23 protein-coding genes are annotated in these 23,714 nt (G+C 55.9%); 6 read left to right on the top strand and 17 right to left on the bottom strand.

Annotation, left to right across the window (positions count from 1 at the left end; all coding sequences use genetic code 11):
• Positions 1 to 130: 130 nt before the first annotated feature.
• Positions 131 to 595 carry a glutathione peroxidase gene (locus tag H6F57_RS05530; RefSeq protein WP_190627814.1) on the top strand — a complete coding sequence of 155 codons (465 nt, stop codon included), beginning with the start codon at positions 131 to 133 and terminating at the stop codon, positions 593 to 595.
• 144 nt (positions 596 to 739) lie between these two features.
• On the opposite strand, the gene csaB is transcribed toward H6F57_RS05530, so the two are convergent.
• On the bottom strand, positions 740 to 1,798 hold the full coding sequence (gene csaB, locus H6F57_RS05535) for a polysaccharide pyruvyl transferase CsaB (RefSeq protein ID WP_190627812.1): 1,059 nt from the start codon (positions 1,796 to 1,798) through the stop codon (positions 740 to 742).
• A gap of 93 nt (positions 1,799 to 1,891) precedes the next feature.
• Between csaB and H6F57_RS05540 the strand changes: the two genes are divergently transcribed.
• Complete coding sequence (locus H6F57_RS05540; RefSeq protein ID WP_190627811.1) at positions 1,892 to 2,206, top strand: DUF2499 domain-containing protein; 315 nt, start codon at positions 1,892 to 1,894, stop codon at positions 2,204 to 2,206.
• Between the two features lie 109 nt (positions 2,207 to 2,315).
• Positions 2,316 to 2,624, top strand: coding sequence for a DUF3593 domain-containing protein (locus H6F57_RS05545; protein WP_190628100.1), 309 nt, complete (start codon positions 2,316 to 2,318; stop codon positions 2,622 to 2,624).
• Positions 2,625 to 2,781: 157 nt separating this feature from the next.
• On the opposite strand, the gene gorA is transcribed toward H6F57_RS05545, so the two are convergent.
• The 7 genes from gorA to H6F57_RS05580 form a co-directional block, all read right to left on the bottom strand.
• The gene (gene gorA, locus H6F57_RS05550) at positions 2,782 to 4,137 is read right to left on the bottom strand and encodes a glutathione-disulfide reductase (RefSeq protein ID WP_190627809.1); all 1,356 of its coding nucleotides are present in this window, start codon (positions 4,135 to 4,137) and stop codon (positions 2,782 to 2,784) included.
• 137 nt (positions 4,138 to 4,274) lie between these two features.
• Positions 4,275 to 4,910 (bottom strand): TenA family transcriptional regulator, encoded by a 636-nt coding sequence (locus H6F57_RS05555; protein ID WP_190627807.1) that lies wholly within the window; start codon positions 4,908 to 4,910, stop codon positions 4,275 to 4,277.
• 121 nt (positions 4,911 to 5,031) lie between these two features.
• On the bottom strand, positions 5,032 to 6,183 hold the full coding sequence (gene lptC, locus H6F57_RS05560) for an LPS export ABC transporter periplasmic protein LptC (RefSeq protein WP_190627805.1): 1,152 nt from the start codon (positions 6,181 to 6,183) through the stop codon (positions 5,032 to 5,034).
• 20 nt (positions 6,184 to 6,203) lie between these two features.
• A complete protein-coding gene (locus H6F57_RS05565; protein ID WP_190627795.1) occupies positions 6,204 to 6,869 on the bottom strand; it encodes an NYN domain-containing protein in 666 nt (221 codons plus the stop codon).
• An 83-nt stretch (positions 6,870 to 6,952) separates the two neighbouring features.
• The gene (gene metG, locus H6F57_RS05570) at positions 6,953 to 8,560 is read right to left on the bottom strand and encodes a methionine--tRNA ligase (RefSeq protein WP_190627793.1); all 1,608 of its coding nucleotides are present in this window, start codon (positions 8,558 to 8,560) and stop codon (positions 6,953 to 6,955) included.
• 255 nt (positions 8,561 to 8,815) lie between these two features.
• Positions 8,816 to 9,367, bottom strand: coding sequence for a signal peptidase I (gene lepB, locus H6F57_RS05575; RefSeq protein WP_199294697.1), 552 nt, complete (start codon positions 9,365 to 9,367; stop codon positions 8,816 to 8,818).
• 238 nt (positions 9,368 to 9,605) lie between these two features.
• Positions 9,606 to 10,601, bottom strand: a complete 996-nt coding sequence (locus tag H6F57_RS05580; protein ID WP_190627790.1) for a cysteine synthase A — start codon at positions 10,599 to 10,601, stop codon at positions 9,606 to 9,608.
• 289 nt (positions 10,602 to 10,890) lie between these two features.
• Here H6F57_RS05580 and H6F57_RS05585 point away from each other — a divergent pair, with 289 nt between their 5' ends.
• Positions 10,891 to 11,667: an HAD-IA family hydrolase gene (locus tag H6F57_RS05585; RefSeq protein ID WP_190627787.1), complete on the top strand. Its 777-nt coding sequence runs from the start codon at positions 10,891 to 10,893 to the stop codon at positions 11,665 to 11,667.
• A gap of 113 nt (positions 11,668 to 11,780) precedes the next feature.
• The gene (locus tag H6F57_RS05590) at positions 11,781 to 12,416 is read left to right on the top strand and encodes a TenA family protein (RefSeq protein WP_190627785.1); all 636 of its coding nucleotides are present in this window, start codon (positions 11,781 to 11,783) and stop codon (positions 12,414 to 12,416) included.
• 32 nt (positions 12,417 to 12,448) lie between these two features.
• Here the strand turns inward: H6F57_RS05590 and H6F57_RS05595 are convergent, their stop codons facing one another.
• The 5 genes from H6F57_RS05595 to H6F57_RS05615 all read right to left on the bottom strand — a co-directional run bounded on the left by H6F57_RS05595 (position 12,449) and on the right by H6F57_RS05615 (position 17,133).
• Positions 12,449 to 14,002 carry a hypothetical protein gene (locus tag H6F57_RS05595; protein ID WP_190627783.1) on the bottom strand — a complete coding sequence of 518 codons (1,554 nt, stop codon included), beginning with the start codon at positions 14,000 to 14,002 and terminating at the stop codon, positions 12,449 to 12,451.
• Between the two features lie 89 nt (positions 14,003 to 14,091).
• Entirely contained in the window at positions 14,092 to 14,427 is a 336-nt protein-coding gene (locus tag H6F57_RS05600) for an SMR family transporter (protein ID WP_190627782.1), read from the bottom strand.
• A gap of 22 nt (positions 14,428 to 14,449) precedes the next feature.
• A complete protein-coding gene (locus tag H6F57_RS05605; protein WP_190627780.1) occupies positions 14,450 to 14,977 on the bottom strand; it encodes a YqeG family HAD IIIA-type phosphatase in 528 nt (175 codons plus the stop codon).
• Between the two features lie 76 nt (positions 14,978 to 15,053).
• Positions 15,054 to 15,998: a decaprenyl-phosphate phosphoribosyltransferase gene (locus H6F57_RS05610; protein WP_190627778.1), complete on the bottom strand. Its 945-nt coding sequence runs from the start codon at positions 15,996 to 15,998 to the stop codon at positions 15,054 to 15,056.
• 136 nt (positions 15,999 to 16,134) lie between these two features.
• Complete coding sequence (locus H6F57_RS05615; protein ID WP_190627776.1) at positions 16,135 to 17,133, bottom strand: ribose-phosphate pyrophosphokinase; 999 nt, start codon at positions 17,131 to 17,133, stop codon at positions 16,135 to 16,137.
• A gap of 378 nt (positions 17,134 to 17,511) precedes the next feature.
• Here H6F57_RS05615 and H6F57_RS05620 point away from each other — a divergent pair, with 378 nt between their 5' ends.
• A complete protein-coding gene (locus tag H6F57_RS05620; protein WP_190627775.1) occupies positions 17,512 to 18,345 on the top strand; it encodes a Cof-type HAD-IIB family hydrolase in 834 nt (277 codons plus the stop codon).
• On the opposite strand, the gene H6F57_RS05625 is transcribed toward H6F57_RS05620, so the two are convergent.
• The 4 genes from H6F57_RS05625 to H6F57_RS05640 form a co-directional block, all read right to left on the bottom strand.
• Positions 18,266 to 19,057 (bottom strand): polysaccharide deacetylase family protein, encoded by a 792-nt coding sequence (locus H6F57_RS05625; RefSeq protein ID WP_190627773.1) that lies wholly within the window; start codon positions 19,055 to 19,057, stop codon positions 18,266 to 18,268. The two genes, H6F57_RS05620 and H6F57_RS05625, sit on opposite strands and share 80 nt — an antisense overlap.
• A gap of 4 nt (positions 19,058 to 19,061) precedes the next feature.
• Entirely contained in the window at positions 19,062 to 19,973 is a 912-nt protein-coding gene (locus H6F57_RS05630; protein ID WP_190627770.1) for an ABC transporter permease, read from the bottom strand.
• The gene (locus H6F57_RS05635; protein ID WP_190627768.1) at positions 19,963 to 20,925 is read right to left on the bottom strand and encodes an ABC transporter permease; all 963 of its coding nucleotides are present in this window, start codon (positions 20,923 to 20,925) and stop codon (positions 19,963 to 19,965) included. The genes H6F57_RS05630 and H6F57_RS05635 overlap by 11 nt, the downstream gene beginning before the upstream one ends.
• A 150-nt stretch (positions 20,926 to 21,075) precedes the next feature.
• Positions 21,076 to 23,604, bottom strand: a complete 2,529-nt coding sequence (locus H6F57_RS05640; RefSeq protein WP_242024899.1) for an HDIG domain-containing metalloprotein — start codon at positions 23,602 to 23,604, stop codon at positions 21,076 to 21,078.
• Between the last annotated feature and the right edge of the window lie 110 nt (positions 23,605 to 23,714).

Here is a 23,714-nt window from a genome sequence, read left to right on the forward strand (position 1 = left end):
AAAGTCATTGGCGTAGCCTCCCTGAAGATCATCAGAAATAGGGAGTCTGCGGATAGGGTTGGGGCGATTGGCCCAACAACCGGGCAGGGATGACCGATAATAACAACGTTGTGCAGACCATTAACCCCCTATGTCTCTTCCTTCAAACCTCGCCACCCTAGACGGTGCCCCTTTGGCCCCCGAGGTGCTGGCTGATAAGGTAATTCTTTTTGTGAATGTGGCCAGCAAGTGCGGCTTGACACCTCAGTACAGCGGCTTGGTAGAGCTGGATAAGGCCTACGGCGATCGCGACTTCGTGATCGTAGGCGTGCCCTGCAACCAGTTTGGTAAGCAAGAGCCCGGCAGCCCTGAGGAAATTAAAGACTTCACCAAAACCAAGTACGACGTCGACTTTACTCTGCTTGAAAAGCAGGATGTCAACGGCCCCGATCGCAGCCCCCTCTACCAGTTTCTCGTTGGCGACGGCCCCGACATCGGCTGGAACTTTGGCAAGTTTTTGGTCGGTCGCGATGGCCAAGTAATCGAGCGCTTTGAGCCGCAAACCGCTCCCAATGACCCGGCTCTCAAAGCTGCGATCGAGCAGGCGTTGAGCTAAAGTGCGATCGCGTTCAAACGAGCCTTCCTAGCCGGGGCAATTCAAAGCAGGTTTACAGGTTGAACCGTTTGAGCAGTTCAACCTGTAAACCCCAACGGCAAAATCAGGGCTTTGCGATCGGCCCAAACCTTACTAAGGCAAAAATTACGGCGATAGCACGTCCCGCAGCAGGTCTTGGTGCATAAGGGCGCGATCCACCCGCGAACTAATTTGTTCAGGCGACAGCGGATCGCCGTTGGCATAGACCTCTAGCCAGGTTTGGGTTATTTGCTCAGGGCTGTCTGGCCAGCGGTGGCTTACCGCTTGCGGGTTGAGATCAAACCCCGGCAGATCGAGGTCGGCCATCAGGTTACTAACTTTGGGGTCGTAGCTCAGCCCAAAACAGCGACAGCCCTCCGCCGCCGCCATAATCAGCGCGTGCAGTCGCATGCCCAAAGTCATCTCGACGCCGCGAAACAGCCCTTTGAGCTGGTGTGGGTCAGCCAAGGCATAGATGTGGCTAGGGCCAGGCAGCCGTGGCTGAATATATTCGGCAATGGGCAAGTCTTTGATCGGCTGAAAGGGCACCAGCAGCAGGCAGGTCTGGGTAGCCTTTTGAAACGAGGCCAAAGCCTGAGTGAACTGGTCTAGACGGCTTTCGGTCAGCCAGGGGTGGGGGCGCAGGGCAACGGCCACCCGAGGGGCGGGCAGGTTCCACAGTCCGTCTACTGGCGCGGCCTCCAAGGCCCACACCGGGTCTGGGGCTTGCACACCCGGCACATGCCAGCGGGCGAGCCAGGCTGCCGAGCCATTGTCTCGCACGCTGACGGCAGTGCAGTGGCCCAGGGCATAACGGCCCAGCCCTTGACTGAGGGGATGGCTGAGAGGGCCAATGCCCTGACCCCAGGCAATAGTTTTCAGCCCCAACCACTGGGCCAGCACCATCAACCCGCCGTAGTAAATAGGGTTTTGCAGACTGGTGGCATCTTGCAGCAGACTGCCGCCGCCCCAAATCAGCACATCGGCCCCCCGCAACGCACGAATGACCGGCCCCAGTGCCTTGCGGGGCACAGCTTCAACACCGTAGCGCTGGGCAGTTTCGATGGGGTTGCCCGACAGCACCACGGGCGTTATCCCCGCAGGCAGCATTTGCAGCAGGGTAGCTAGCAGGGCCTCGTCGCCGCCGTTGCCCATGCCATAGTAGCCACACAAAACCGCTCGCATACTCGCCTGCCCCTAGCTAACCTGTGGGTTAAACCGCTATACGCCATACGCCGACCTCTCTACAATAGAGGCTGTTGTTACGCCCTGAACCCCATGCACGCTCTCTCGCTGCCCACCTGGATGATCCATATTTCGAGTGTGCTGGAGTGGATGGTGGCAATGTGGTTTATTTGGCAATTTGCCACCGTGACTCAGCGGCTAGTGTGGCGCTGGCTAGCGATCGGCATGTTTCCTGCCCTGGTGAGCGCCATGGCCGCCTGCACCTGGCACCTGTTCGACAATGCCCCTGGGCTAGCCTGGTTAGTCACCCTACAGGCCGCAATGACCGTGGTCGGCAACTGCACCCTATGCCTCGCCGCCTGGTGGATCCGGCGGCAAAGCAGCATTTCGACTGCCAGCCCCAAGTGAATTTTTAGAGTTCAGACGGCAAATTTTGGCCAGAGGTTTGTCTTCCCACCTCATTACCTCCCTCGACTCCTCATCCCCCATCCCCTCACCTAACCATCTACTCCCCACCATGCTCGACAAAAACACCCTCTTCGCCATGTCTCTATTCCCCTACCTGGGGTTTCTCTGGTTTATGACCCGTACCCAGGAGACGCCGCGGCTGGCGCTGACTGGCTTCTACGCGCTGCTGGTGTTTGTGGCGGTGACCATTCCGGCAGGCATTTATGCCAAGGTGGGACTCGGGGAAGAGCTGGCCAACGTGGACTGGCTCCACGGCAGCGCAGAGGCGTTTTTGACGCTGTCAAACATTCTTGTGGTGCTGGGGTTTCGCCAGGCCGTGGTGCACCACCGGGCTGGAGCGCAGGTGGAGGGCGATTAGATGGGGAAGGGTAGTACAAACGGCTGTCTGATTAGGAGATAGGGGTGAGGGAAGTTTTAAGTTTTGAATTTTGAGTGTTGAATGCTTGGTATGCAGCAAAAACTCAAAACTTAAACCTAAACATTCAAAACTTGCCTCTCCACCTTCCTCCCCAACCTTATCCCAGGCCGATAAACTCCTCTGCGGTGGTGGGGTGAATCGCCAGGGTGGTGTCAAAATCGGCTTTGGTGGCACCCATGGTCACGGCGATCGCAACGCCCTGCATCAGCTCGGCGGCGTGGTTGCCTACCATGTGCGCTCCTAGCACTCGGTCAGTGGATTTTTGCACCACTAGCTTAATCAAGCCCTGGGGCTCTCGGTCAGAGGGTCTGTAGTACAGAGGCTGAAAGCGGGAGCAATAGGTTTGAACGTCGTCTTTGCCAAACTTCTTCTTGGCTTCTGCTTCAGTGAAGCCAACGCTACCCAGTTCAGGCGTGGTAAACACAGCGGTGGGAATGGTGTCGTAGTCGAGGGTGGCGGGTTGGTGGTCAAATTCGGCGTCAGCAAATAGGCGGCCCTCCCTGATCGCTACCGGGGTGAGGGTAACGCGATCGATAATGTCCCCAATGGCAAAGATGTGGGGGACGGTGGTGCGATAGTGAGCATCAACGGCGATCGCCCCCTGATTGAGGGTAACACCGGTATTCTCTAGCCCCAAACCCTTCACGTTAGGGTTGCGCCCGGTGGCCGCCAAACTCACCGCATCGCTGAGCACGGTCTTTTGCCCCTGCTCGGTAGTTACGGTCAGGGTTAAGCCTGACTCGCCGGGGGCGATCGCGATCTGCTCGCTGTTGGTCACCATGGTGATACCGCGCCGCTGCATCGCCCCGTGAATTTCATGGCGCAGGTCGTCATCAAAGCCGCTCAGTATTTTGTCGCCGTGAATGATCTGGGTAACTTCGGTGCCTAACCCATTGAGAATACTGGCAAATTCACAGCCGATATAGCCGCCGCCAATAATCACTATGCGCTTTGGCTGGTGGGGCAGATGAAAGATATCGTCGGAGGTAATAGCGTGCTCAATACCAGAAATATTGTTGGGCCGGGTGGGCTGACCGCCAGCAGCAATCAAAATTTTGGCGGCGGTGACGGTAGTTTCGCCCATAGCTAGGGTGTGCTCATCGACGAACTGCGCCTGGTGGTGAAAAATCTCTACGCCTGATTTGTCGAGCAGGTCTTGATAGACAACCCTGAGGCGATCTACTTCCTGATCAACGGCATTGATTAGGGTGGGCCAGTCAAACTGCTGCTGGCCAAGGACCCAGCCATAGCTGGTAGCCACTTCGGACTGTTCTGCAAACTGAGCGGCATACACCATCAACTTTTTGGGCAAGCACCCGCGATTGACGCAGGTGCCACCCAGCTGCCTCGCCTCCGCTAGACCCACTCGGGCACCATGGCTAGCAGCCCGCCGCGCCGCCGCTATACCGCCAGAGCCTCCACCAATTACCAGCAAATCGAAGTCGTAGGTCACAGCCTTCCCCAGAGAATATTGCCCTCTAGGATTAACCGCAACCTACTTTAAAAACAACCCCAGTTAGGCACAGTTTAGGGCGATCGCCCCCAGGAGCGCGATCGCCAAATGAACTCCAGAGCATAGGGCCAAACAACTTAGGGAACAGGCTCGGCAGCGGTAAAGGCCATTTGCCAAAAGGCCGCTTCGAGGTCAGCCACCTGCAAAAAGGTGGCTTCGGCCTGGGCCTGCACCTCTGAGCTAGCCGTGGCCAGGGCCGCATCAGCTTGGGCGGCCAGCAGATGCACGTAGTCAGTAAAGCCGGGGTTGCCCCAGCGATCGGCGAACTCGGTGTAGGGCTCGGGCATGGGGCCGGGCAGCTGCCAGCCCTGATTGTAGGCATACTCGATCGCCCACAGAGCGGTGGCCTGCACCGCGTAGGACTGCGCGGCCAGGCTGGCCATAAACTCACAGTAGCGCTGGCAGGTAAGCTGGGGTGAGGTCGATAGGTTGAGCGATCGCTCGGCGGCTTTAGCCTCAAACCACAACAGCTCGTCTTTCAGGGCACCGAGCCCCGCCAGCAGCCCATCGATGTCGCTATCGGGGGCCGCCCCCAGCAACCGCCCCACCATCCGGGTAAAGTCCTTGACAAACAAAAAATCCTGCACCAGCCAGGTGTTGAACTGAGTGAGGTGCAGCGTGCCGCGCTGGCAGCCCGTCAAAAACGGGTGGGTGGTGGCGCTGTGCCAGGGGGTAGGGTGGGCTTGCAAGAGGGATTGACAGGTCAGAGACATGGAAGTTTTCTTAGGGATGAAGGGTATTGGGGATTAGATATAGGGTTTCAACTCGGCCTAACACCTTGTACCGCACACCCTACACCCTACACCTGCCCCCTGACACCCCACATCCCATTTCCTAATTCGGCACTATCTCGGTCACAACGCGGCCCCCGTCAACCACTATGGTCTGATCATCAATGCGCCCCACGGCGCGCGCGCCATTGAGATTGACGTTGGGGTTGACCTGGCGATAGTTAACGCCACCCTCGGCAACCAGAGTCTGGGTGTCTACGTTCCAGTTGAGGCGATCGCTGGTCATGCGGGCTTGATTAGCTTCGCCCACGGCCACCACATCCTGGGAGAGAAAAATTTGCTGCGCCGCCAAATCCATGCGGCCCTGGCGGGCAGTAACTCTGATTTTATTTTCGGGATGGATTAGGGTGAGGGGCTGGTTGACGGTCACCTGCTCTTCGGCCACCTGCCAATCCAGAGCCTCGCTGGCCATATTGAGCGGAATATCTAGCATCTGCATGGCTACCTGCCCGCGCAGGTTCACCAGCTGCGTAGCTAGGTTTACCGTGCCGCGCTGGCCAACTACCACATCGGTAATTGCGTTTTGCTTAAACTGCTCTACCCGCAGGGGCTGGGCACTGTCGATGCGCTCTTCCTCCCAAAACCAGGCTAGTTCCTGGGCCCGAAGCTTCAGCCAGGGCTCGGTTTTAGAATCGGCAACCACCGTACTGGCCACCACGTTACCGGCTAGCTCCATACGGTTTTCGCGGTTAAACACCCGCGCTTCGTCGGCCACAGCCCTCAGCTGCGGGTGAGTACCGGTAATTTGATCGCGCATAATCAGCACATCGTTCTCGGGACGCCACTCCATCTCGTTGCCCCGCAGCACAGAGCCATTCTTAACGCCAGTGGCCACAATATTGCCGCGCAGCAAAATTACGCTGCCGTTTTCGCGCACCTCGCCAGTATCGGCCACCACTTGGTAGATAACTTCGCCGTCCTGAAACAGGTCGCCATCAGGACGGGTAATAAACGCTACCTGCTGATCAGGGCTGTAGGTCACCTCCTTACCCCTAACCCGCCAGAGCAGTTGCCCCTGTTCATCGGGCTGCTCCAGAGTGACATCCCGCAGGGTTAGGCCCGGTGCTGGATCTCCAGCGGCTGGGCCTTCAGCATTCGGCTCTGGACCAAACCCAGGACCGATCAGGCTATACAACCCCACGGCTAAAGCTGCGATCGCAGCCCCGCTAATTATGAACCGCCGCCATCGTGCCATGGTGCTGCGCCTGTTAAACCCTACTCGCTGACTGTTAGGCTGTCGTCTACCGGCTCGTCGGCAGCAGCTAGGTTAGACAGGGGGCGATAGGTGTAGCTGTGATTTGCAGAGTTGCGGGGCATTTTTCTAATGTCGTCTTTGACCCCTTCGAGATCGATGTAGCGATCGGCCACATTGATCAGGCTGTCGCTGGTCATCGATCGCAGACTCACCACCTCAATCCGCGCCCCCCGATAGCTAGCGGCATCGGCAGCATAGGCCAAGTCGCCGTCGCCGCTGACCAGCACAGCGGTGTCATAGTAGCTGACTAAGGCCACCAAATCCACAGCTATTTCAACGTCTAGATTGGCTTTCTTCGAGCCATCGGGCAACTGCACCAGGTCTTTGGCAATCACTCGGTAGCCGTTGCGCCGCATCCACAGCAAAAAGCCCTGCTGCTTTTCGTTAGTGCGGTCTACCCCGGTATAGAAAAACGAGCGAAACAGCCGCGAGCCAGCCGTGAGCTTGCACAGCAGCTTGGTGTAATCGATCTCAATGCCCAATTGCAGGGCCGCATAGAACAGATTCGAACCATCGATGAAGATGGCTACCCTGCCCCGGTTGTCGAGCACTTGCTCAGGAGTGAATATGCCGTCTTCACCCAGTAAAGAGTGGTTATTTAAGGAATGGCTGTGACTATCTAACATGGGTTTTTATTGGGGTGGTGTTAAATCGAGTTGAAAACAAACGAGCTAAAAACAAACGTAAAACGAGCTGGAGCGGTTTTAGGCTAGGGGCTGCTCACGGGTTCGGGCAGCTCCAGGCGCTGAAATACGGGGGAGGCTTCTCCCAAAATTTGAGCAGGGGGCAAATAGCCCCAGGCAGCATGGTCGGCATAGCTAATCTGCTGGCCGATGGCTTTGTCGTCAAAATCTATAGCAAAGCCTAGCTGAGTATAAATTTGGTTGCTAATGCCAGGGATCATCGGCGACAGCAGATAGGCAGCCTGTCGTACCGACTCCAATACCGCGTAGAGAACGGCTTCGGTTTCGGCCTGTTTGCCCTGTTTGTAGAGACTCCAGGGAGCTTGCTCATCAAGGAACTTGTTGCTGGCCTGCACTAGCGCCAAAATCGCGGTACAGGCCTGGCTAAAGGCCAGGTGAGTATAGGCCTCAAAGACGGTTTTAGGCAGCGATGTGCCGATCGCCCGCAGGGGATGGTCAGCCGCAATGCTTTGGGGATCAACATCAGGCACATGGCCATCACAGTAGCGCCCGGCCATTTTGAGGGTGCGGTTGAGCAAATTACCCAGATCGTTGGCCAGATCAGCATTCAGCACATTGATGAAGCGGGTTTCGTTAAAATCGCCATCTTTGCCAAACTCGATTTCGCGCAGAAAGTAGTAGCGCACCGCATCGGGGCCATAGGTTTCCACCAGCGCCACCGGATCTAAGGTGTTGCCCTGGCTCTTGCCCATTTTTTGGCCGTCTTTAGTCAAGAATCCGTGGCTAAACACCCGCCCTGGCAGCGGCAGCCCCGCCGACATCAGCATGGCTGGCCAGGAGATGGCGTGAAACCGCAGAATATCTTTTCCTGTCAGGTGAATATTAATCGGCCACCACTTAGCCACGGCCCGCTCCAGGCTCGGTGGTTCGCTGGGGTCTTGCAAAGCCGTTAGGTAGCCTAGTAACGCGTCAAACCAGACGTAGAGTGTTTGATCGGGATCGGTCGGTACCGGAAAACCCCAGTCGAGGTTGATACGCGAAATTGAGAAGTCTTGCAGCCCCTGTTTCACAAAGCCCAGCACCTCATTGCGACGGGCCTCGGGCTGAATAAAGTCAGGCTGACTAGCGTAGAGATGTTCTAGCTGATCTTGATATCTCGACAGCTTGAAAAAGTAGTTTGACTCGTCACGCCACTCTACTGGCTTGTTGGTGTGAATGGCGCAGTGCTGGTTGGGCAGCAGATCGCGCTCTTCTTTAAACTCTTCGCAGGACACACAGTACCAGCCCTGCTGCTGGCCCTTATAGATATCCCCCTGATCCCACAGGCGCTGAAAAAACTCGTTGACAATGGTGTTGTGGCGGGGGGCAGTGGTGCGAATGAAGCGATCGCAGTCGATGTTTAGCAGCCCCCACAGACGCTCAAACCCGGCCACAAACTCGTCGCAATGCTCTTGGGGTGAGACACCGCGCTCTTCGGCGGTGCGCTGAATTTTTTGGCCGTGTTCATCGGTGCCGGTAATCATCAGCACCGGATGTCCCATCAGCCGATAAAATCGGGCCACTACGTCGGCGGCAATGGTAGTGTAGGCGCTGCCGATGTGGGGTAAGCCATTGACGTAATACAGCGGCGTAGTAATGGCAAAGGGCGGTTGGTCTACAGGGGTAAAAGTCATACAAAAACTGAAGCATCAGCCCACTAAGAGGCCCATGAGATAACAGCAACAATCGGCGCGCTAGCCTCTAGATAAAAGGCTGTAGACTAAACCCGACAGATACTAAGGATAGCAGCGCCAGGAAAAAGCTAAACCAAGGCCCCTTGCAAACCCAAAAGCCCAAGCTAACATCCTAGACTGCTATGTTAGGGTTCCCTGAGTAAGACCCAGAAGTTTTAAGCATCTGGTTTGCCCCTGCACTTAAAGATTGCCCAATCAATCGTCGAGCAGGCCCAGGCGATCGGGAGGCCAAAACCGCACTACTGCTTTGCCAATGATATTTTCCTGGGGCACAAACCCCCAGGCGTGACTATCGTAGCTGCTGTTGCGGTTGTCGCCCAGCACCAGATAAGAGGCATCTGGCACTTCTTCAGGCCCCCACTGGTAATCGGGCGCAGATTTAATGTAGGGCTCAGTCAGCACCTCGTCATTGCGAATCACCTCGCCATCGCGCACCTCGACCACGTCGCCCGGCAGACCAATGATGCGCTTGATATACGCGTCTCGGCGCTTTCCTGGGGGCGTGAGGCTATCGGGCGGCCAAAACACCACAACGTCCCCATGTTCGGGGGGATTGAGGTAGTAGCTAATCTTCTCGATCACGAGGCGATCGTTAATTTGCAGCGTAGGCTCCATTGAGCCTGAGGGAATGTAGCGCGCCTCTGCCACAAAATGTCGGATGCCCAGGGCCAACACCACGCTCAGCCCAATGGTTTGCAGCCCTTCCACCCAGGGATTGGGCTGGGAGGCCTGCTGCTTTTGAGTCAAACCTGAATTTAGGGAAGACTCGGGCGGCAGCGAAGATTTGTCAGACTGGTCGGTCACAGATGTGTCCCCGAAAATACAGAGAGATTAGGCCCCGCTGCCCCCTAGGGCAAAGTCGCCCTAAACGTACCCGCTAGACCTGTCCTAGTGTAGTCGATCTATTTTGCAACCATCCGCCTTGGGTAGACGGTTGGTCGTAGAGACAACAGACGACGGATTCAGCTATTTCAAAGGCGCTCCCCTAGGGCATGGCGGGGGCAAGATCCTCAGACCACAACCCTTTTTCTTCTAGCCAGGGGCGGCTGTAGATGCGCGACTGGTAGCGGGAGCCGCCATCGCACAGCACAGTAACAATTTTGTGGCCGGGGCCGAGCTGTTGGGCCAGTTTTACCGCCGCCGCTACGTTGATACCCACCGAACCACCCATGAACAGGCCGTCCTTATAGAGCAGCTGATAGAGGGTGCGCAGCGCCTCTGGGTCTTCGATTTGGATGGCGTCGTCGATGGGTGCCCCCTCCATGTTGGCGGTGATGCGGCTGTTGCCGATGCCCTCGGTGATTGAGCTACCCTCGATGTGAACTTCGCCGGTTTTGATATGGCTATAGAGACCGCTGCCCATTGGGTCAGCCACCACGCAGCGAATGCTGGGGTTTTTCTCTTTGAGGAACATAGCTACGCCGGCGTAGGTACCACCAGTGCCCGTAGCCGCCACCCAGCCGTCAATGGTGCCCTCGGTCTGCGCCCAGATTTCGGGGCCGGTAGTTTCGTAGTGGGCCAGGCGGTTAGCGAGATTGTCGAACTGGTTAGCCCAGACGGCGTTGTCGAGCTCCGCCGCCAGGCGACCTGAGAGCTTCACGTAGTTGTTGGGGTCGCGGTAGGGCACAGCGGGTACGGTGCGTACTTCAGCACCCAGGGTGCGCAGCAGGTCAATTTTTTCCTGGGACTGGGTGTCGGGGATGACGATAAGGCAGCGGTAGCCCTTAGCATTGCAGATATGGGCCATGCCAATGCCGGTGTTGCCAGCGGTACCTTCCACGACGGTGCCGCCGGGCTTGAGCAACCCCTTGCTCTCGGCGTCTTTAACAATGTAGAGTGCAGCCCGATCTTTGACCGAACCACCGGGGTTGAGAAACTCTGCTTTGCCCAGAATGTCGCAGCCTGTGGCCTCGCTAACGCTGCTGAGGCGAATGAGGGGGGTGTTGCCAACTGTCGCGACAAAACCTTGTTTGATATCCATGCCTTTCGTAACCGTTGACAACAGCCTGTTCGGGGCCAGGCGATCGCCCACCCTAGAGCCTGCCCAAGGCTATATACCCAGCGCAGGTCGCCTCTTCATCCTACGGTGAAACGGCTGGCTTCTTGGCTAGAATTGGGCAGTTTTCTCGGGTTCTATCGACAAGTTCAGCTTATAGGTAGAGTTTTCTGACCGACGAAATTCCCCTTCTGGACTTGGTCCTTCTAAACATAGATTTGGTTTATCGTTGCGATCGCTTACTCTGTATCTCTGCCCCCTGTTCTGTGCCGCGATGAAAACCCTTGAGGCGTTAATTTTTGATGTCGATGGCACCCTGGCCGAAACCGAGCGCGACGGCCACCGAGTTGCCTTCAATCAGGCGTTTCAGGAGTTTGGTCTGCTCTGGCATTGGCCTGTAGGTCTCTACGGGCAGCTGCTGCGAGTAGCGGGGGGTAAAGAGCGGATTCGCCACTACATTCAGCGCTACCAGCCTAAATTTGAAGCTGAGGATATTGACGAACTGGTGGTTGCCCTGCACGAGGCTAAAGCCAAACACTTTCAAGCTCTGGTCGAAAACCATGTGATACCGCTGCGGCCGGGGGTGCGGCGGCTGATCGTGGCGGCCCAGCGGCAGGGGGTGCGGTTGGCGATCGCTACCACCAGCGCCAAAGACAGCGTCATCCCTCTGCTCGAACACCTGCTAGGGCCAGACTCACCCAGCTGGTTTGAGATGATCGCGGCCGGAGACATGGTGCCCACCAAAAAACCCGCCCCCGACATCTACGAACTCATCATCAATGCCATGGCTCTCAACCCCAATAACTGCCTGGTGATCGAAGACAGCCAGCAGGGGCTAGAGGCTGCCACCGCCGCCGGGCTAACCACCGTCGTCACCATCAACGACTACACCCGCTATCACGTCCTTGACTCTGCTCGCCTGGTGGTCAACCACTTAGGCGAACCCAACCTGCCCTTCAAAGTGCTGCGGGGCAAAGCCAACAACGCTTATTACTTCTCTCTAGATTTAGCCCAGACCCTCTTACCTCCCCAAGCATCAACGCCAGGGTAAGAACTGATTTGGCGATAGCCATGCTTGCAATTAAGCCTCCCTTCGGGACGCAAGCCGTGCGTCCCTGCTTCTTTCACTCAACAATCTCCCTGCCCCCTACCCATTCACTCTCAATGGCCCTCTCCCAAACCCTCTGGCACGCTAATCAAGACCTTGCGATCGCCTGCCTTCACCACCCCTTCGTCCAGGGTATTGGCGACGGCACCCTGCCAGTGGAAAAGTTTGCCTACTACGTGGGGCAAGACGCCTTTTTTCTCGAAGCCTTTGCCCGCGCCTACAGCATCGCCGCCGCCAAAGCAACTACTTGGGAAGCCTTTCAAGTGTTCCACCAGCTGGCCGATGGGGTGCTGGCCGAGCTAAATCTGCACGGCGGCTACACCCAAGAATGGGGCGTCGATCTGGCTACAGTAGCGCCCGGTGCTGCCACCCGCCACTACACCGATTTTTTGCTCAGCACGGCTTGGGGGCAAACGCCCGGAGCAACGGCGGTAGCGATGGCCCCCTGCATGCGGCTCTACGCCTTTTTGGGTCAGTCTCTGGCGCAGCTCAACCCACCGACCCACCGTTATAGCCCCTGGATTGACACCTACAGCAGCGACCAGTTTGAACCCCTGGCCGCGCAGCTCGAAGCGCTGATTGACGATCAGACAGCAGATAACCCTAGCAACCAGACCACCTACCGCTATGCCATGGAGTGCGAACTCGCCTTTTTTGAAGCCGCTTGGCAAGCGCATCAGACTAACCCATAGCAGCATTCTTCCTGGGAAGACATTCAAGCCTGTTAAGAGGAGCGGCGAAAGATGCGCAGGTTAAATTGCGTTGTGTCCAATTTTTCCTCGGCTTCTTCCCAGCTACCGCCCAACGCGTTAAATATCTCGATATCTTTGTAGTTATGATGAGACTGTTTAGTGTCGATCAACGCCGTTGAAAGCTTGGTTTTATCCGCCTCCGTCATCATATCTAGGTATGTTGGGAACAAAACAAAGTTCACTTGTCTACGAATTGCGTAATAAGGCCCAAAGTCACTGTAAACGGCTTCATCAGGAGCAATATTGTTTTGCACAAATTGCTCTACCCGTTGATAATCACGATTTTTTAAATTGGCAAACGCTGGTACCAACTGGGTGGGCAAGCCGGGAATCATAGCCGCAATCAGCAAAAGCACAACTACTAGCATGGCCGGTCTGCGCAACAATGTTCCACGCCACTCAATCAGCGTTGCCGCAATGCCCAAAGTTAGGGGAAGCAGCGCCATCCATGCATAATAAGCAGGATAATCTCGAGCTAATCCCATAAGAAGAGGGACTACCAAGCCTGAGAGCAAGGCAAAAGTTAGAGGAGAACGTAACCGCATTCGTTTTGAATAAAGCTGGATACATGCCAGCACAAGGGCTGCTAGATAGAGAAATACAAATGTTTTATCACCGGTATACCAGCGAACAATCCCTGAGAATCGCGTTGCCAAGATAGGCAGTAGATTAGAGAGGACGTACATCGCTTTCTGTGCATTACTGGCATCTCCAACGGGGGTTTCTATACCGACAAGAGAATGCCCTCCCAGCGATGACACAAAGACTTTTAAAACTCCTTGCTGAGCATATAGCAACAGCATGGAAGCAATTCCCATAATCATTCCCCCAAAGGTTGCAACAGCAGGATAAATTACAGGACGACCAAGATAAATAAATAATAAAACTGCCATTATCACAGCGTAGGGAAGCAAGTGAAATCCCGACAAGGGAACCAGAAATCCGATACTTGCGAAGGCAACCTTTTGCCAGAGTGACGGCTGAAAACTGTAGGTCAATATTAAAGCTGAAAACAAAAGAATAGCCAGACAATCATATCGGCCAGAAAGATAGCTAAAACTAATTCCAGCACTAAAAAGCAACAGGAACACAGCAATCAAGCGATCGCGCATGGTTACGATCAGATCAAGGCGATAAACTGCCCACCAGATCAAACCCATGGAAGCAACAATAAGCAAGTAGTTTAAAGAACGGGCCGAGGTTACCCCAAAGCCAAATAACTTCAACCAGAAGAAAAGCAAAAACGGGTATAGAGGAGAATTACAAGCCCAAAATTCATCCTGAACCTGATAGTACCAAGCAGAGGATGTGAAACCATTACCTAGCCATAGATTGGCTGCTGGATCGGTCAGCAGGACTTCATCTAGCCAAACAGGAAAAAGTTGTGCGGATAAGAGAGTCGCTACAATCAAAAAAACCAAAAAAAGAAATGCAATTAAAGCAATTTCTTTGCGAACCTCTCCCCTCAAAATAGAGCCTCTTTTATGCTCTTTCTCAGAAGCCGGAAATGATGAAGCCGGAATCATTTTGCACTCCAAAATAATTTGACAAGCAATTACCAGAGACAGATCAAAAGAACCTTAGGAAGCTACAATAAACTCCCCTATCATTCAAGCTAATTTCGTGCAAAAGCGATTGCCCAGATTCCACTGAGCATTAATCCAATGCCCAACCAGGCAATTGAACTGACTTTTTCTTGAAAAAAAGCAGCTCCAAAGATAGTGGTAGAAATGACTGTCAAGCCAATAACCACAGGATAGGCTACGGATAAATTAACCTTGCTTAGAACCAAGATATACATCAAGGTACTAATGCCGTAGACCAAAATGCCGCCCAGGAGATAAAAATTTGGGATACCCTTACCCGAACCCATTTTGAGTAAGACTTGAGCCAAGGTATTTAACCCAACAGTAGATGTTATTAAAACACCAAAAATAAACGGATTATTCATTAGTACCTAGCATGTTCAAGCTTTAGGGATAAGAATACTCGCAATCTGCGCTCCAGAGTTCTTCAGCATTCAGGTAAGGTATCTGTACCCACTTACCAAGGATCTTTTCCCACCAGCGGGGTGGGTGGGGCAGACTAGCCACTTGTATGCAAGAACAGCTGCTTAACAATGATCCTAGGACATCTGTATGAAAGCTGTCGCCTATCACGATCACCTGGTGAGGCTTGAGCTGCATGCTTGCCATGGCTCTACGAAAGCTCGCAGGGAACGGCTTACGGGCAGGGCTAAGGGCAGGAACATTTAATCGGGCAGACCAGTAGTCCACTCGGTATTTTCGTTTACCATTAGAGAGAATGAATAGCCTAAAACCTTCTTTTTGAGCATCACGAATCCAAGCTTCAGAATGGGGAGAAAGATATACGTCATCTTCAGAAACGATGGTGTTATCTAAGTCCACAATAATGCCCTGAATACCTCTTCTCATCAGATCCAATCTTTCGATCTGACTGATTTGTTTCGCTTTGAGGGTGTATCGCTTCCGTCTTGCCATAATTATGTCTGTATTAAGTCTCAAACGGTTTTAGCCTTGTTTTCCTACAAGTTGAGAGATTGTAGGCGCTTTAGCTCTAATTCAAAATTCCTTTATCGTTTAAGGAAAGCACTAACACTACCGTCACGATCCAGGCTAGGACAGTCAGGGCAATGGGGCGATCGCTAAGTAACACCTCTTCAGGTCGTTCGCTTTTGCCGCCGTGGTCAGTACCATTGGCGCGACGACCAATTTCCTCAGGATCGCTGAGGAATTGATAGCGAAATACGCCGTAAATGACAAAGGGGAAGGAAAGCATCATCCAGGGCGTTGGGGCTCCGTTAACCGCTGGGCCGGCGCTCCACAAGGCGTATGTCATCATCACCCCGGTGGTGACGCTACCTTCCATCCGAGTCAGGAGGGGTTGTGAATAGCGATATAGAACCCGGCGAGTTTGCCCACCCTTGAGCTGCACCACCCGAAGCTCCGCCTTGCGCTTTTCAATTCCCAGAAACAGAGCCAGCATCGCGGTACAGAGCAAAAACCAAACCGACACGGTAATGCCGGTAGCGGCAGCCCCGGCACAGGCCCGGAGCACAAAGCCTGACGCGATACAAATCACATCGAGAATTACTGTGTGCTTAAGCCGCAAGTTGTAAGCCACCTGCATCAGCGCGTAGGCGATGAGCGTGCTGCCCAAGAGCGGGACATGCATCCAACCTATGGCAACGGTTCCGACCAGCAAGAAAGCGGCCATGGTGAGGGCCGCAGGAATGCTTACCAATCCTGCGGCAATAGGTCGTTTACACTTGGTGGGGTGGCGGCGGTCAGACTCCACATCGGCAATGTCGTTGAGCAGGTAGAAGGCGCTAGAAATGCCGCAAAACAGCCCAAACGACAGTAGCGTCTGTAGCAGAGTGATGGGGTCTAACTGAAGTGAGAAGAGGGGAGCCGCAAAGACAACTAAGTTTTTTGTCCACTGCTTGGGCCGCAAAGCCAATAGATAAGCTACTAACGATCTCTTGCCTTTAGACGCCAGCATACGCTCTCCTGAAGTCGGTAATTTTACTAGTTAAAAGCAATGCTCACCAACAAGCTTATGTCGTTTGCTGGTATCCGTCGGTGCTAAAAAATGATCTTGACGAAAGCTTTAAGAATTATCGGAGAAGTCCCTAGACCTATAAAACCTGAAACATGCTGCTTATAGAGTACTCCTCATGAATTCTACTGACCGCCTCTCCAATCAGTTCGGCCACAGATAAAATTTTGAGCTGGCCGAATCGGTTTTTTTCGGGCACAGGAATCGTGTTAGTCACTATTATCTCTTCAAAGATTCCGCTGGAGATTCGATCTATAGCGGGAGGAGAGAAAATGGCGTGGGTGGCACAAGCATAAATCGCTGTAGCTCCAGCCTTTCGCAGGGCATGAGCGCATTCTGTGATGGTGCCAGCGGTGTCTATAATGTCATCAATTACAACAGCAGTCTTGCCTCCAACATCGCCGATAACATTCATAACTTCGGCACAATTGTGGGCCTGTCTGCGCTTATCAATAATGGCAAGGGGGGCATCATTAAGATTTTTGGCAAAAGCACGAGCACGAGCTACACCACCGATATCAGGAGACACAATTACTACATCAGAAATGGCTTTTGATTGCAGGTAGCGATGGAGTACTGGAGCAGCAAAGATGTGGTCAACCGGTATGTCAAAATATCCTTGAGTCTGGGCAGAGTGCAAGTCCATTGCCAGGACACGATTGGCCCCAGCCTGAGTAATTAAGTTAGCGGTTAGCTTAGCGGTAATAGACTCACGACCGGCTGTTTTACGATCTGCTCTAGAGTAGCCATAGTAGGGAATGACGGCAGTGATTTGTCGAGCCGATGCACGACGACAGGCGTCGGTCATGATTAGGAGCTCTAGCAGGTGATCGTTCACCGGTTGGCACGTTGGTTGAACTAGGTAAACATCACATCCGCGGATAGACTCTTGAAATTGAACGTAGATCTCACCGTCGGCGAAGCGCTTGCGTACCACTGCCCCTAGATCACAGCTGAGGTATTGAGCAACCTCTTGCGCTAGTTGGGTGTTGGCTGACCCCGAAAAAATACGGAGTCTGCTAGGAGCGCGTGAATTTGAAATATCAGGCTTACGAGGCAAAGTCGCAGGGGCAGTCATTGCAAGTACTTACGAAGCTCCAACAATGCACTGAGCCTACTCTAGAAAACCCCTAATCCGTTCCCCTTAAATATCTCTCTTTATAGGGTAGTCACAGTTTGATGAAGCTGACCCTAGCTAGAAGGATTGCTGGTGAGGGGCCTCCTGTCTGTATGAGTGGGTTGGAAAGGGATTCAAGGAGGCTGACTTATCCCTGCGCCCTGAGGCGTGGAAATGCTGGTCAGCGGCGGTAATATGACGTTGACCAGCTAGCTGAGGACAGAGCCGATGGCTGATTGGCCATCCTGAGGTATCTGGCGTATTCCCAGTACGCTAGGTTCGGTGTCCTTACTACCCTAGTGACGGCTCTAGACGCGGAAACTTCTACAGGCTCATCTCATGACTGCCGACATTCGTCTACTCGTGCTCGATATTGATGGCACCCTGGCTGGCGTGTCTAACCAAATCAGCGAGCCGGTGCTGGAGGCGGTACGAGCGGTGCAGCAGCGGGGGATTGCGGTGGCGATCGCCACCGGCCGCATGTATCAATCGGCCCTGCGGTTCTACCAGGTGGTGGGTTCAACCCTGCCGCTGATGGCCTACCAAGGGGCATTCATCAAAGACCCCAACACGCAGAAATTGCACCGCCACACCCCGCTGCCCCGGCAGCTGGCCCTCGAGATTCTCGCCTACCTGGCCCCAATGGAGGCCAAAAACGACCTGTCAATTCATCTCTACATCGACGATCAGCTCCACGTGCGGGCCATTATTGAAGACACCAAGGCCTACGCCGTGCGATCAGGCGTTCAGCCGATCGCAGCGGGCGATCTAGCCGCTTTGCTATCGGGCAACGTCGCCATCGAAACCACTAAGCTGCTGACCCTGAGCGAAAACCTGGACTTACTGAGCGACATCCTCAGCGATCTGGGGCAGCGCTACCCCCTCGACGACCTGTATCTGACGCGATCGGTAGAATATTTTGTCGAGGCCACCCATCCCAAAGCCAACAAGGGTGAAGCGGTGCGGTTTTTGGCCGAAGACCTGCTGGGCCTCAAGCCCGACCAGGTGATGACCGTTGGCGACAACTACAATGACCTCGAAATGCTGCGCTACGCGGGCATTGGCGTGGCCATGGGCGATGCCCCAGAACCAGTTAAGCAGGGGGCTGACTGGGTGGCACCGGGGGTTGAGGCGGATGGGGTGGCGGCGGCGCTGCGGGAGTTTCTGCTGTAGACTCCTTGACCAGGCTGTCGTACAGCTCCGAGAGGGTGACGACCCGGTGGCCCTGGCGATCGATCAGCGCCAGCAGGGTGGGCAGGGCGTGGGCGGTCTGAACGCAGCGCTCCATCGAGCCGCCGTGCATGACAAAAATCGCTCCCGGAAAAATAAACTGCGCCAGGTACCAGGTGTTGAGGTTGGGTGTGCTAAGGCTTCGCATGGTGTCGAAGGGAATCATCGAGGCCAGGGCTACCAGCGACTCGTAGCCGGGAGCAAGCCGAATGTGGTCAACCATGGCCCGGTTGTAGAGGCCGCGCCCGGGGCGATACCAGCGCAGGGGCTGCTGAATCAGATCGGTGATGCGATCGTGGGCCTCTTGAAAGTGGCGGGCAAACTGGGCCGGTTGCAAGATAGCCGGGGTGGTGTCGGTGGTGCCGTGGTTGGCAATTTCGTGGCCGCTGGCGAGAATGTCTTGCAGGATAGTGCTGCCGGGGTTGAGGTGGTCGGTAATGACGAAAAACGTGGCACGCACCGGCTGCTCAGCGGTGCGGTTGTAGTTATTTAACGCGTTGAGAATCAGCCGGGTGGAAGCATCATCGCGATCGCCCGGCGTCGGCACATCATCAATGGTCAGCGCCACCAGGGGAGCTTTGGTAGGCGCGTAGAACAGCGCATCCGGAAACATCCGGGCGACCTGGGTCAGCAGTTGGTGGTGGGGAGGAGCCATAGCATTAGCGGCTAGTGGGATCTAGACTATCGCGGAGGCGATCGCCCAACGTGTTGATACAAAGTACTGTGAGAAAAATTGCTAGACCGGGGGCCAGCACCAAGTAGGGAGCGCTCTCAATGTAGTTTTGGGCATCGTAAAGCATGCGCCCCCAGGTGGGCACATCGGGCGGAAATCCTACCCCAAGAAAGCTTAGGGTAGACTCGGCCAACAGGGCATTGCCCACGCCGATGGTTGCCGCCACAATCACTGGCCCCAAAATGTTGGGCAGCAGATGGGTTTTGACAATGCCCCAAGGCCGCGCCCCCAGGGCCACAGCCGCCTGCACAAAGGTGCGCTGCTTGAGGCTCAAGAACCCGGCCCGCACCAGGCGCGCCACCGACATCCAGCTCAAGCCGCCAATCAGCAGCACAATCAGCAGAAAAATGCCCCGCTCTGGCCCCAGGGCACGGCGCACCGAGTCGCCCAGCAAGTAGACCACCAGCAGCACCAGCGGCAGCTGCGGCAGCGCCAAAAACAGGTCGGTGACGCGCATCAAAACGACATCTACCCAGCCGCCACAGAACCCGGCCAGAGCACCGATGCCCACCCCCAAACTAATGCCCACCAGGGTAGCCGCGAGCCCTACCGCTAGCGAAATGCGGCCGCCAATCAGCAGCCGGGCCAGCTGATCCTGGCCCAGGTCGTTGGTGCCCAGGGGCTGCCCCACACCGGGCGGCAAAAAGGCGCGAGCAAAATCGATGGTGCTGGGTGAACCGGGGTAAAGGAGGGGGCCAAGGGCGATCGCCAGCATCAACATCCCCAGCACAACCAGGGCGAGTTGGGCAGTGCGATCGCCCCACAGCCGTTCCCAAGCCCGATTTTTGCTCCCCGCAGGAGCCACGGCTCCTGGCGCAAGGTCAGTATTAGTGGCCATAGCGCACCCGAGGGTCAATGATGCCGTAGAGCAAGTCGGCCACCAGGTTAAATGCCACCACCAGCACCGCGTAGATAAAGGCAATCCCCATCACCACTGGCGTATCGCTGCGGTAAATTGACTCGATCAACAGCGCCCCAATCCCCGGCACCCGAAACACCTGCTCTGTCACCAGCGCCCCCGTAAAAATCATCGGAATATCCAGCGCCACCAGCGTCACCACCGGAATCAGCGCGTTGCGCAGCATGTGTAGGGTGACGATGCGCCAGCGGCCCAGCCCCTTTGCCCGCGCCGTCTTCACGTAGTTCTGTGGAATCTCTTCGAGCATGGCTGCCCGCACAAACCGCAGCAGCACTGCTGTTTGAAACAGCACCAGAGTTGCGATCGGCATAATTGACTGCTTCAGCCACCGTCCTAGGGTTGCGGCATCGCTCACCACCAGCTGGTTGTCGTAGATAAAGGGCAGCCACCCCAGCCGCACGCTCAGCACAATGATCAGCACCAGTCCCGAAAAAAACGGCGGTGTCGAAAACCCCATAAATGCCAGCGTCGTAATCGCCCGATCAATCCAGGTGTTGTGCCGCAGCGCCGCCACAATCCCTAAGGGCAGCGCCAGGGCCACGCTCAGCAGGTAGGCCACCCCAATCACCCACAGGGTGACCGGCAATCGCTGGGCAATTAGCTCCGCCACCGGCAGGCGACTGGTAAACGAATAGCCCAGGTTGCCGCTAAACAGCGCCACCGTCCATTTCAAATAGCGAATGGGAATGGGCTGGTCTAAGCCGAGCGATCGCATAATGTTTTCCCGCACCTCCGGCGTAATCGCCGGATTGGTCGCCAGGTCCCCCAGGGGATTGCTGGGCGCCAGCGCCAGAATGAAGAAGATCACCGCGCTAATGGCCAGCAGCGTGGGGATGGCGATCAGCAGGCGTTTGAGCAGGTAGCCGAGCATAGGGTGGAGATAGGGAAGATAAGGGAGGTAGGGTAGATGAGGAGAACAACATTCAACGGTTGAAAGTCTCAAAAATAAAAAAGCACCTCACCTTCGCCCTTCCGTTACCCCATCACCCCATCTTCCTCATCTCCCTCACCATCCCCATCTCTACCCCGCATTCGGCGCTAACGCCGCCTTCGGGTAGGCAATCCGCTTGTGGTTATACTGCTGCCACACCTGCACAAAAATCTCGGCAATCAGAGTCATGTGATCGCGGGTGAGGCCCGATTCTACCAGCTGGTTGTCTTTCCAGCGGGCGCGCAGAATACGGTTGACCATGGCTAGGGCCTCGTCGGGGGTGGCGTTGGTGAGCGATCGCAGCGCCGCCTCGCAGGAGTCAGCCAGCATGACAATACCGGTCTCAGGCGATTGGGGAATGGGGCCATCGTAGCGAAAGTCAGCTTCTTGCACCACAAGAGTGGGTTCTTCCTTAGCCAACTCTTGGGCCTGGTGGTAGAAGTAGCTGATCAACATCGTGCCCTGGTGCTCGGGAATGAACGAGCGCACCGCCTTGGGCAGCCGACATTTGCGGGCCATTACAATGCCCTCAGTGACGTGCTTTTTAATGATGGTGGCGCTAAGCCAGGGGTCGTTGAGTTCGTCGTGCTTGTTGGGGCCGCCCATCTGGTTTTCGATAAAACCCTGGGGGTCGTGTATTTTGCCGATGTCGTGGTAGAGCGTACCGGCCCGCACCAGCTCAACATTGCAGCCCAGGGCGCGGGCGGCAGCCTCGGCCAGGCTCGATACAAACACCGTGTGTTGAAAGGTGCCCGGCGCTTCGGAGGCTAGCCGCTTCAACATGGGGCGGTTGGGGCTCGACAGCTCGGCCAGGCGAATCGGCGTAACCAGATCAAACAGGTGTTCTAGGTACGGGCTCAAGCCCTGGGCAGCAATGCTAGAAATCACCCCGTAGATGCCCTGGAGAGCAGCCCCAGTGAGCATAACCGACCAGGCAGAAATCAACGAAACCGGGCTCACCACTAGGGTCAGCAGCAGGTAAACCACCCCCTGGGTAAGGCCGACACCACCGCCCAATAGGGCCAGCTCCTCGCGCGATCGCATGCGGCTCGCCAACAGGCTGCACACCAGCGCCCCCGCTGCCCCCGCCATAAACGAAATGCTGCTCACTGCCGAACCCACCGGCAGCAGCACCGCCACCAGCACCACCAGCGTGCCGCCCAGCACCGGGCCGTAGAAGCTGCCCGCCAAAAGACCAATGGCCGGTAGCCCGTAGGCCGCTATCCCAAAAACTTGCATCACCCCGGTGCTGACCACCATCGCCGATAGCAACAGATAGTCTTTTTGGCGCAGCCGCTGAGGTATCCAATGCTCAACCAGCAAAAACAGACCCACCCCACCCGCCACCAGCCCACCAAACATGGCCAGCCCCCAGTGGTTAAAGCGGCGCTGGCTGAGATTGAAGCTGTCGAGCAGCACAAACTGCCCCTGGCTGATAGGTTCTCCAGCCGAGACAATCAGCTCGCCCTGCTGCGCCTCTACAATCACGGGTTTCACGGCCTCTGCGGCCATGTCGGCCTGCTGCCGGGTGCGATCGCTATCTTCGACCAGGTTTGGCTCTAGGGCCGAGAGCAAGAGCTGGCGGGCCAGAGGCTCAATCGGGCGGGGCAGGTTGTCTTTGAGCTGAAGGTGGGCCGCCCGGTCGAGCATCTCGCGCGGCAGCCCAGCATGAATGCCCTGGGCCAGCATGCGCTCGGCGGCTTGGCGAATCTCGGCCTGGGCGCTGACCCAGTCTTGCACAGGCAGATCGAACAGAGGAGGAGCCTCGGCAACGCCTTCGGACTGGGCGGCTAGCAGTGTTAAATTGGCCATCGCCTCTTGATAGCTCTGGCGAGACTTTTCTACTGCCGTCAACAGTTTTGCCAGCTCTTGGCTACTAGACCGCTGGCCATAGGCCCACAGCTCGCCTAGGGCCGTCTGCTGGTCGGGGGTAATGGTTTGGTTGCGCAGCAGTGTTGCTAAGGGCATCTGCTCCCCCCTAGCGCTGTCGTCGGCCAGTGGGTCGATGAGGCTGCGCAGCTTCAGCCAGGTAGCATCGTCGGAGCGACGCAGGTAAATCTGCACCTGAGTTGACAATTTGTTAGTCGCCACGAAGGGCACCCCACCGGCCTGGCGGCGAATATCGCCTACTTGGTCCATCAAAGCGTTGAGCGATCGCAGCACCGAGTCATCGACGGCGGGGTCAACCCGGAGCACCCGCAGGGCACCGTTGCGGGCATCACGGCGGCGCTCTTCGGTGGTTTCTTTATCCTCCACTCGCACCGCACTTGGGGCCAGCACGGTGTTGGGGGCAATGCTGCCCACCTGCAACCCCGGTTGATTGTAGAAACGCTGCCCCAGAATGGTTGTCAGCCCTAGCGTGGCGATCGCAAAGGCAAAGCGGGGATGGCGGATATTTTTGCGTCGTCGCAGGGGACGACAGGGCTGAGGCCAGGCTGCCATGCGGCGCTGGGTTGAGGTAGCGATCGCCTCGGCATCCACCGAATCTACCGTCAGAGACAGCGATCGTGGTGATAGCGTAGAGCGCAGTGCAGTCGGCTTCATAGCCTGCTGCTCTAAGGCCCACCAGCGCTCGATCGCAGCCACAATATCCTGAATTGCCTTCATAAATTGAGACATTAAAAGGGGGCGGGCAGAGGCCGGAGAACTCCAGATTAAAGGTTTGAGCGCACCGCTTCCCCGAACCGCCAGGGCTTTGAGCCCAACCAAGACCTCTCAAAAGCTATTAT

Origin of the sequence: Leptolyngbya sp. FACHB-60 (assembly GCF_014695775.1) — a bacterium.
Taxonomy (GTDB): Bacteria; Cyanobacteriota; Cyanobacteriia; order Phormidesmidales; family Phormidesmidaceae; genus Nodosilinea.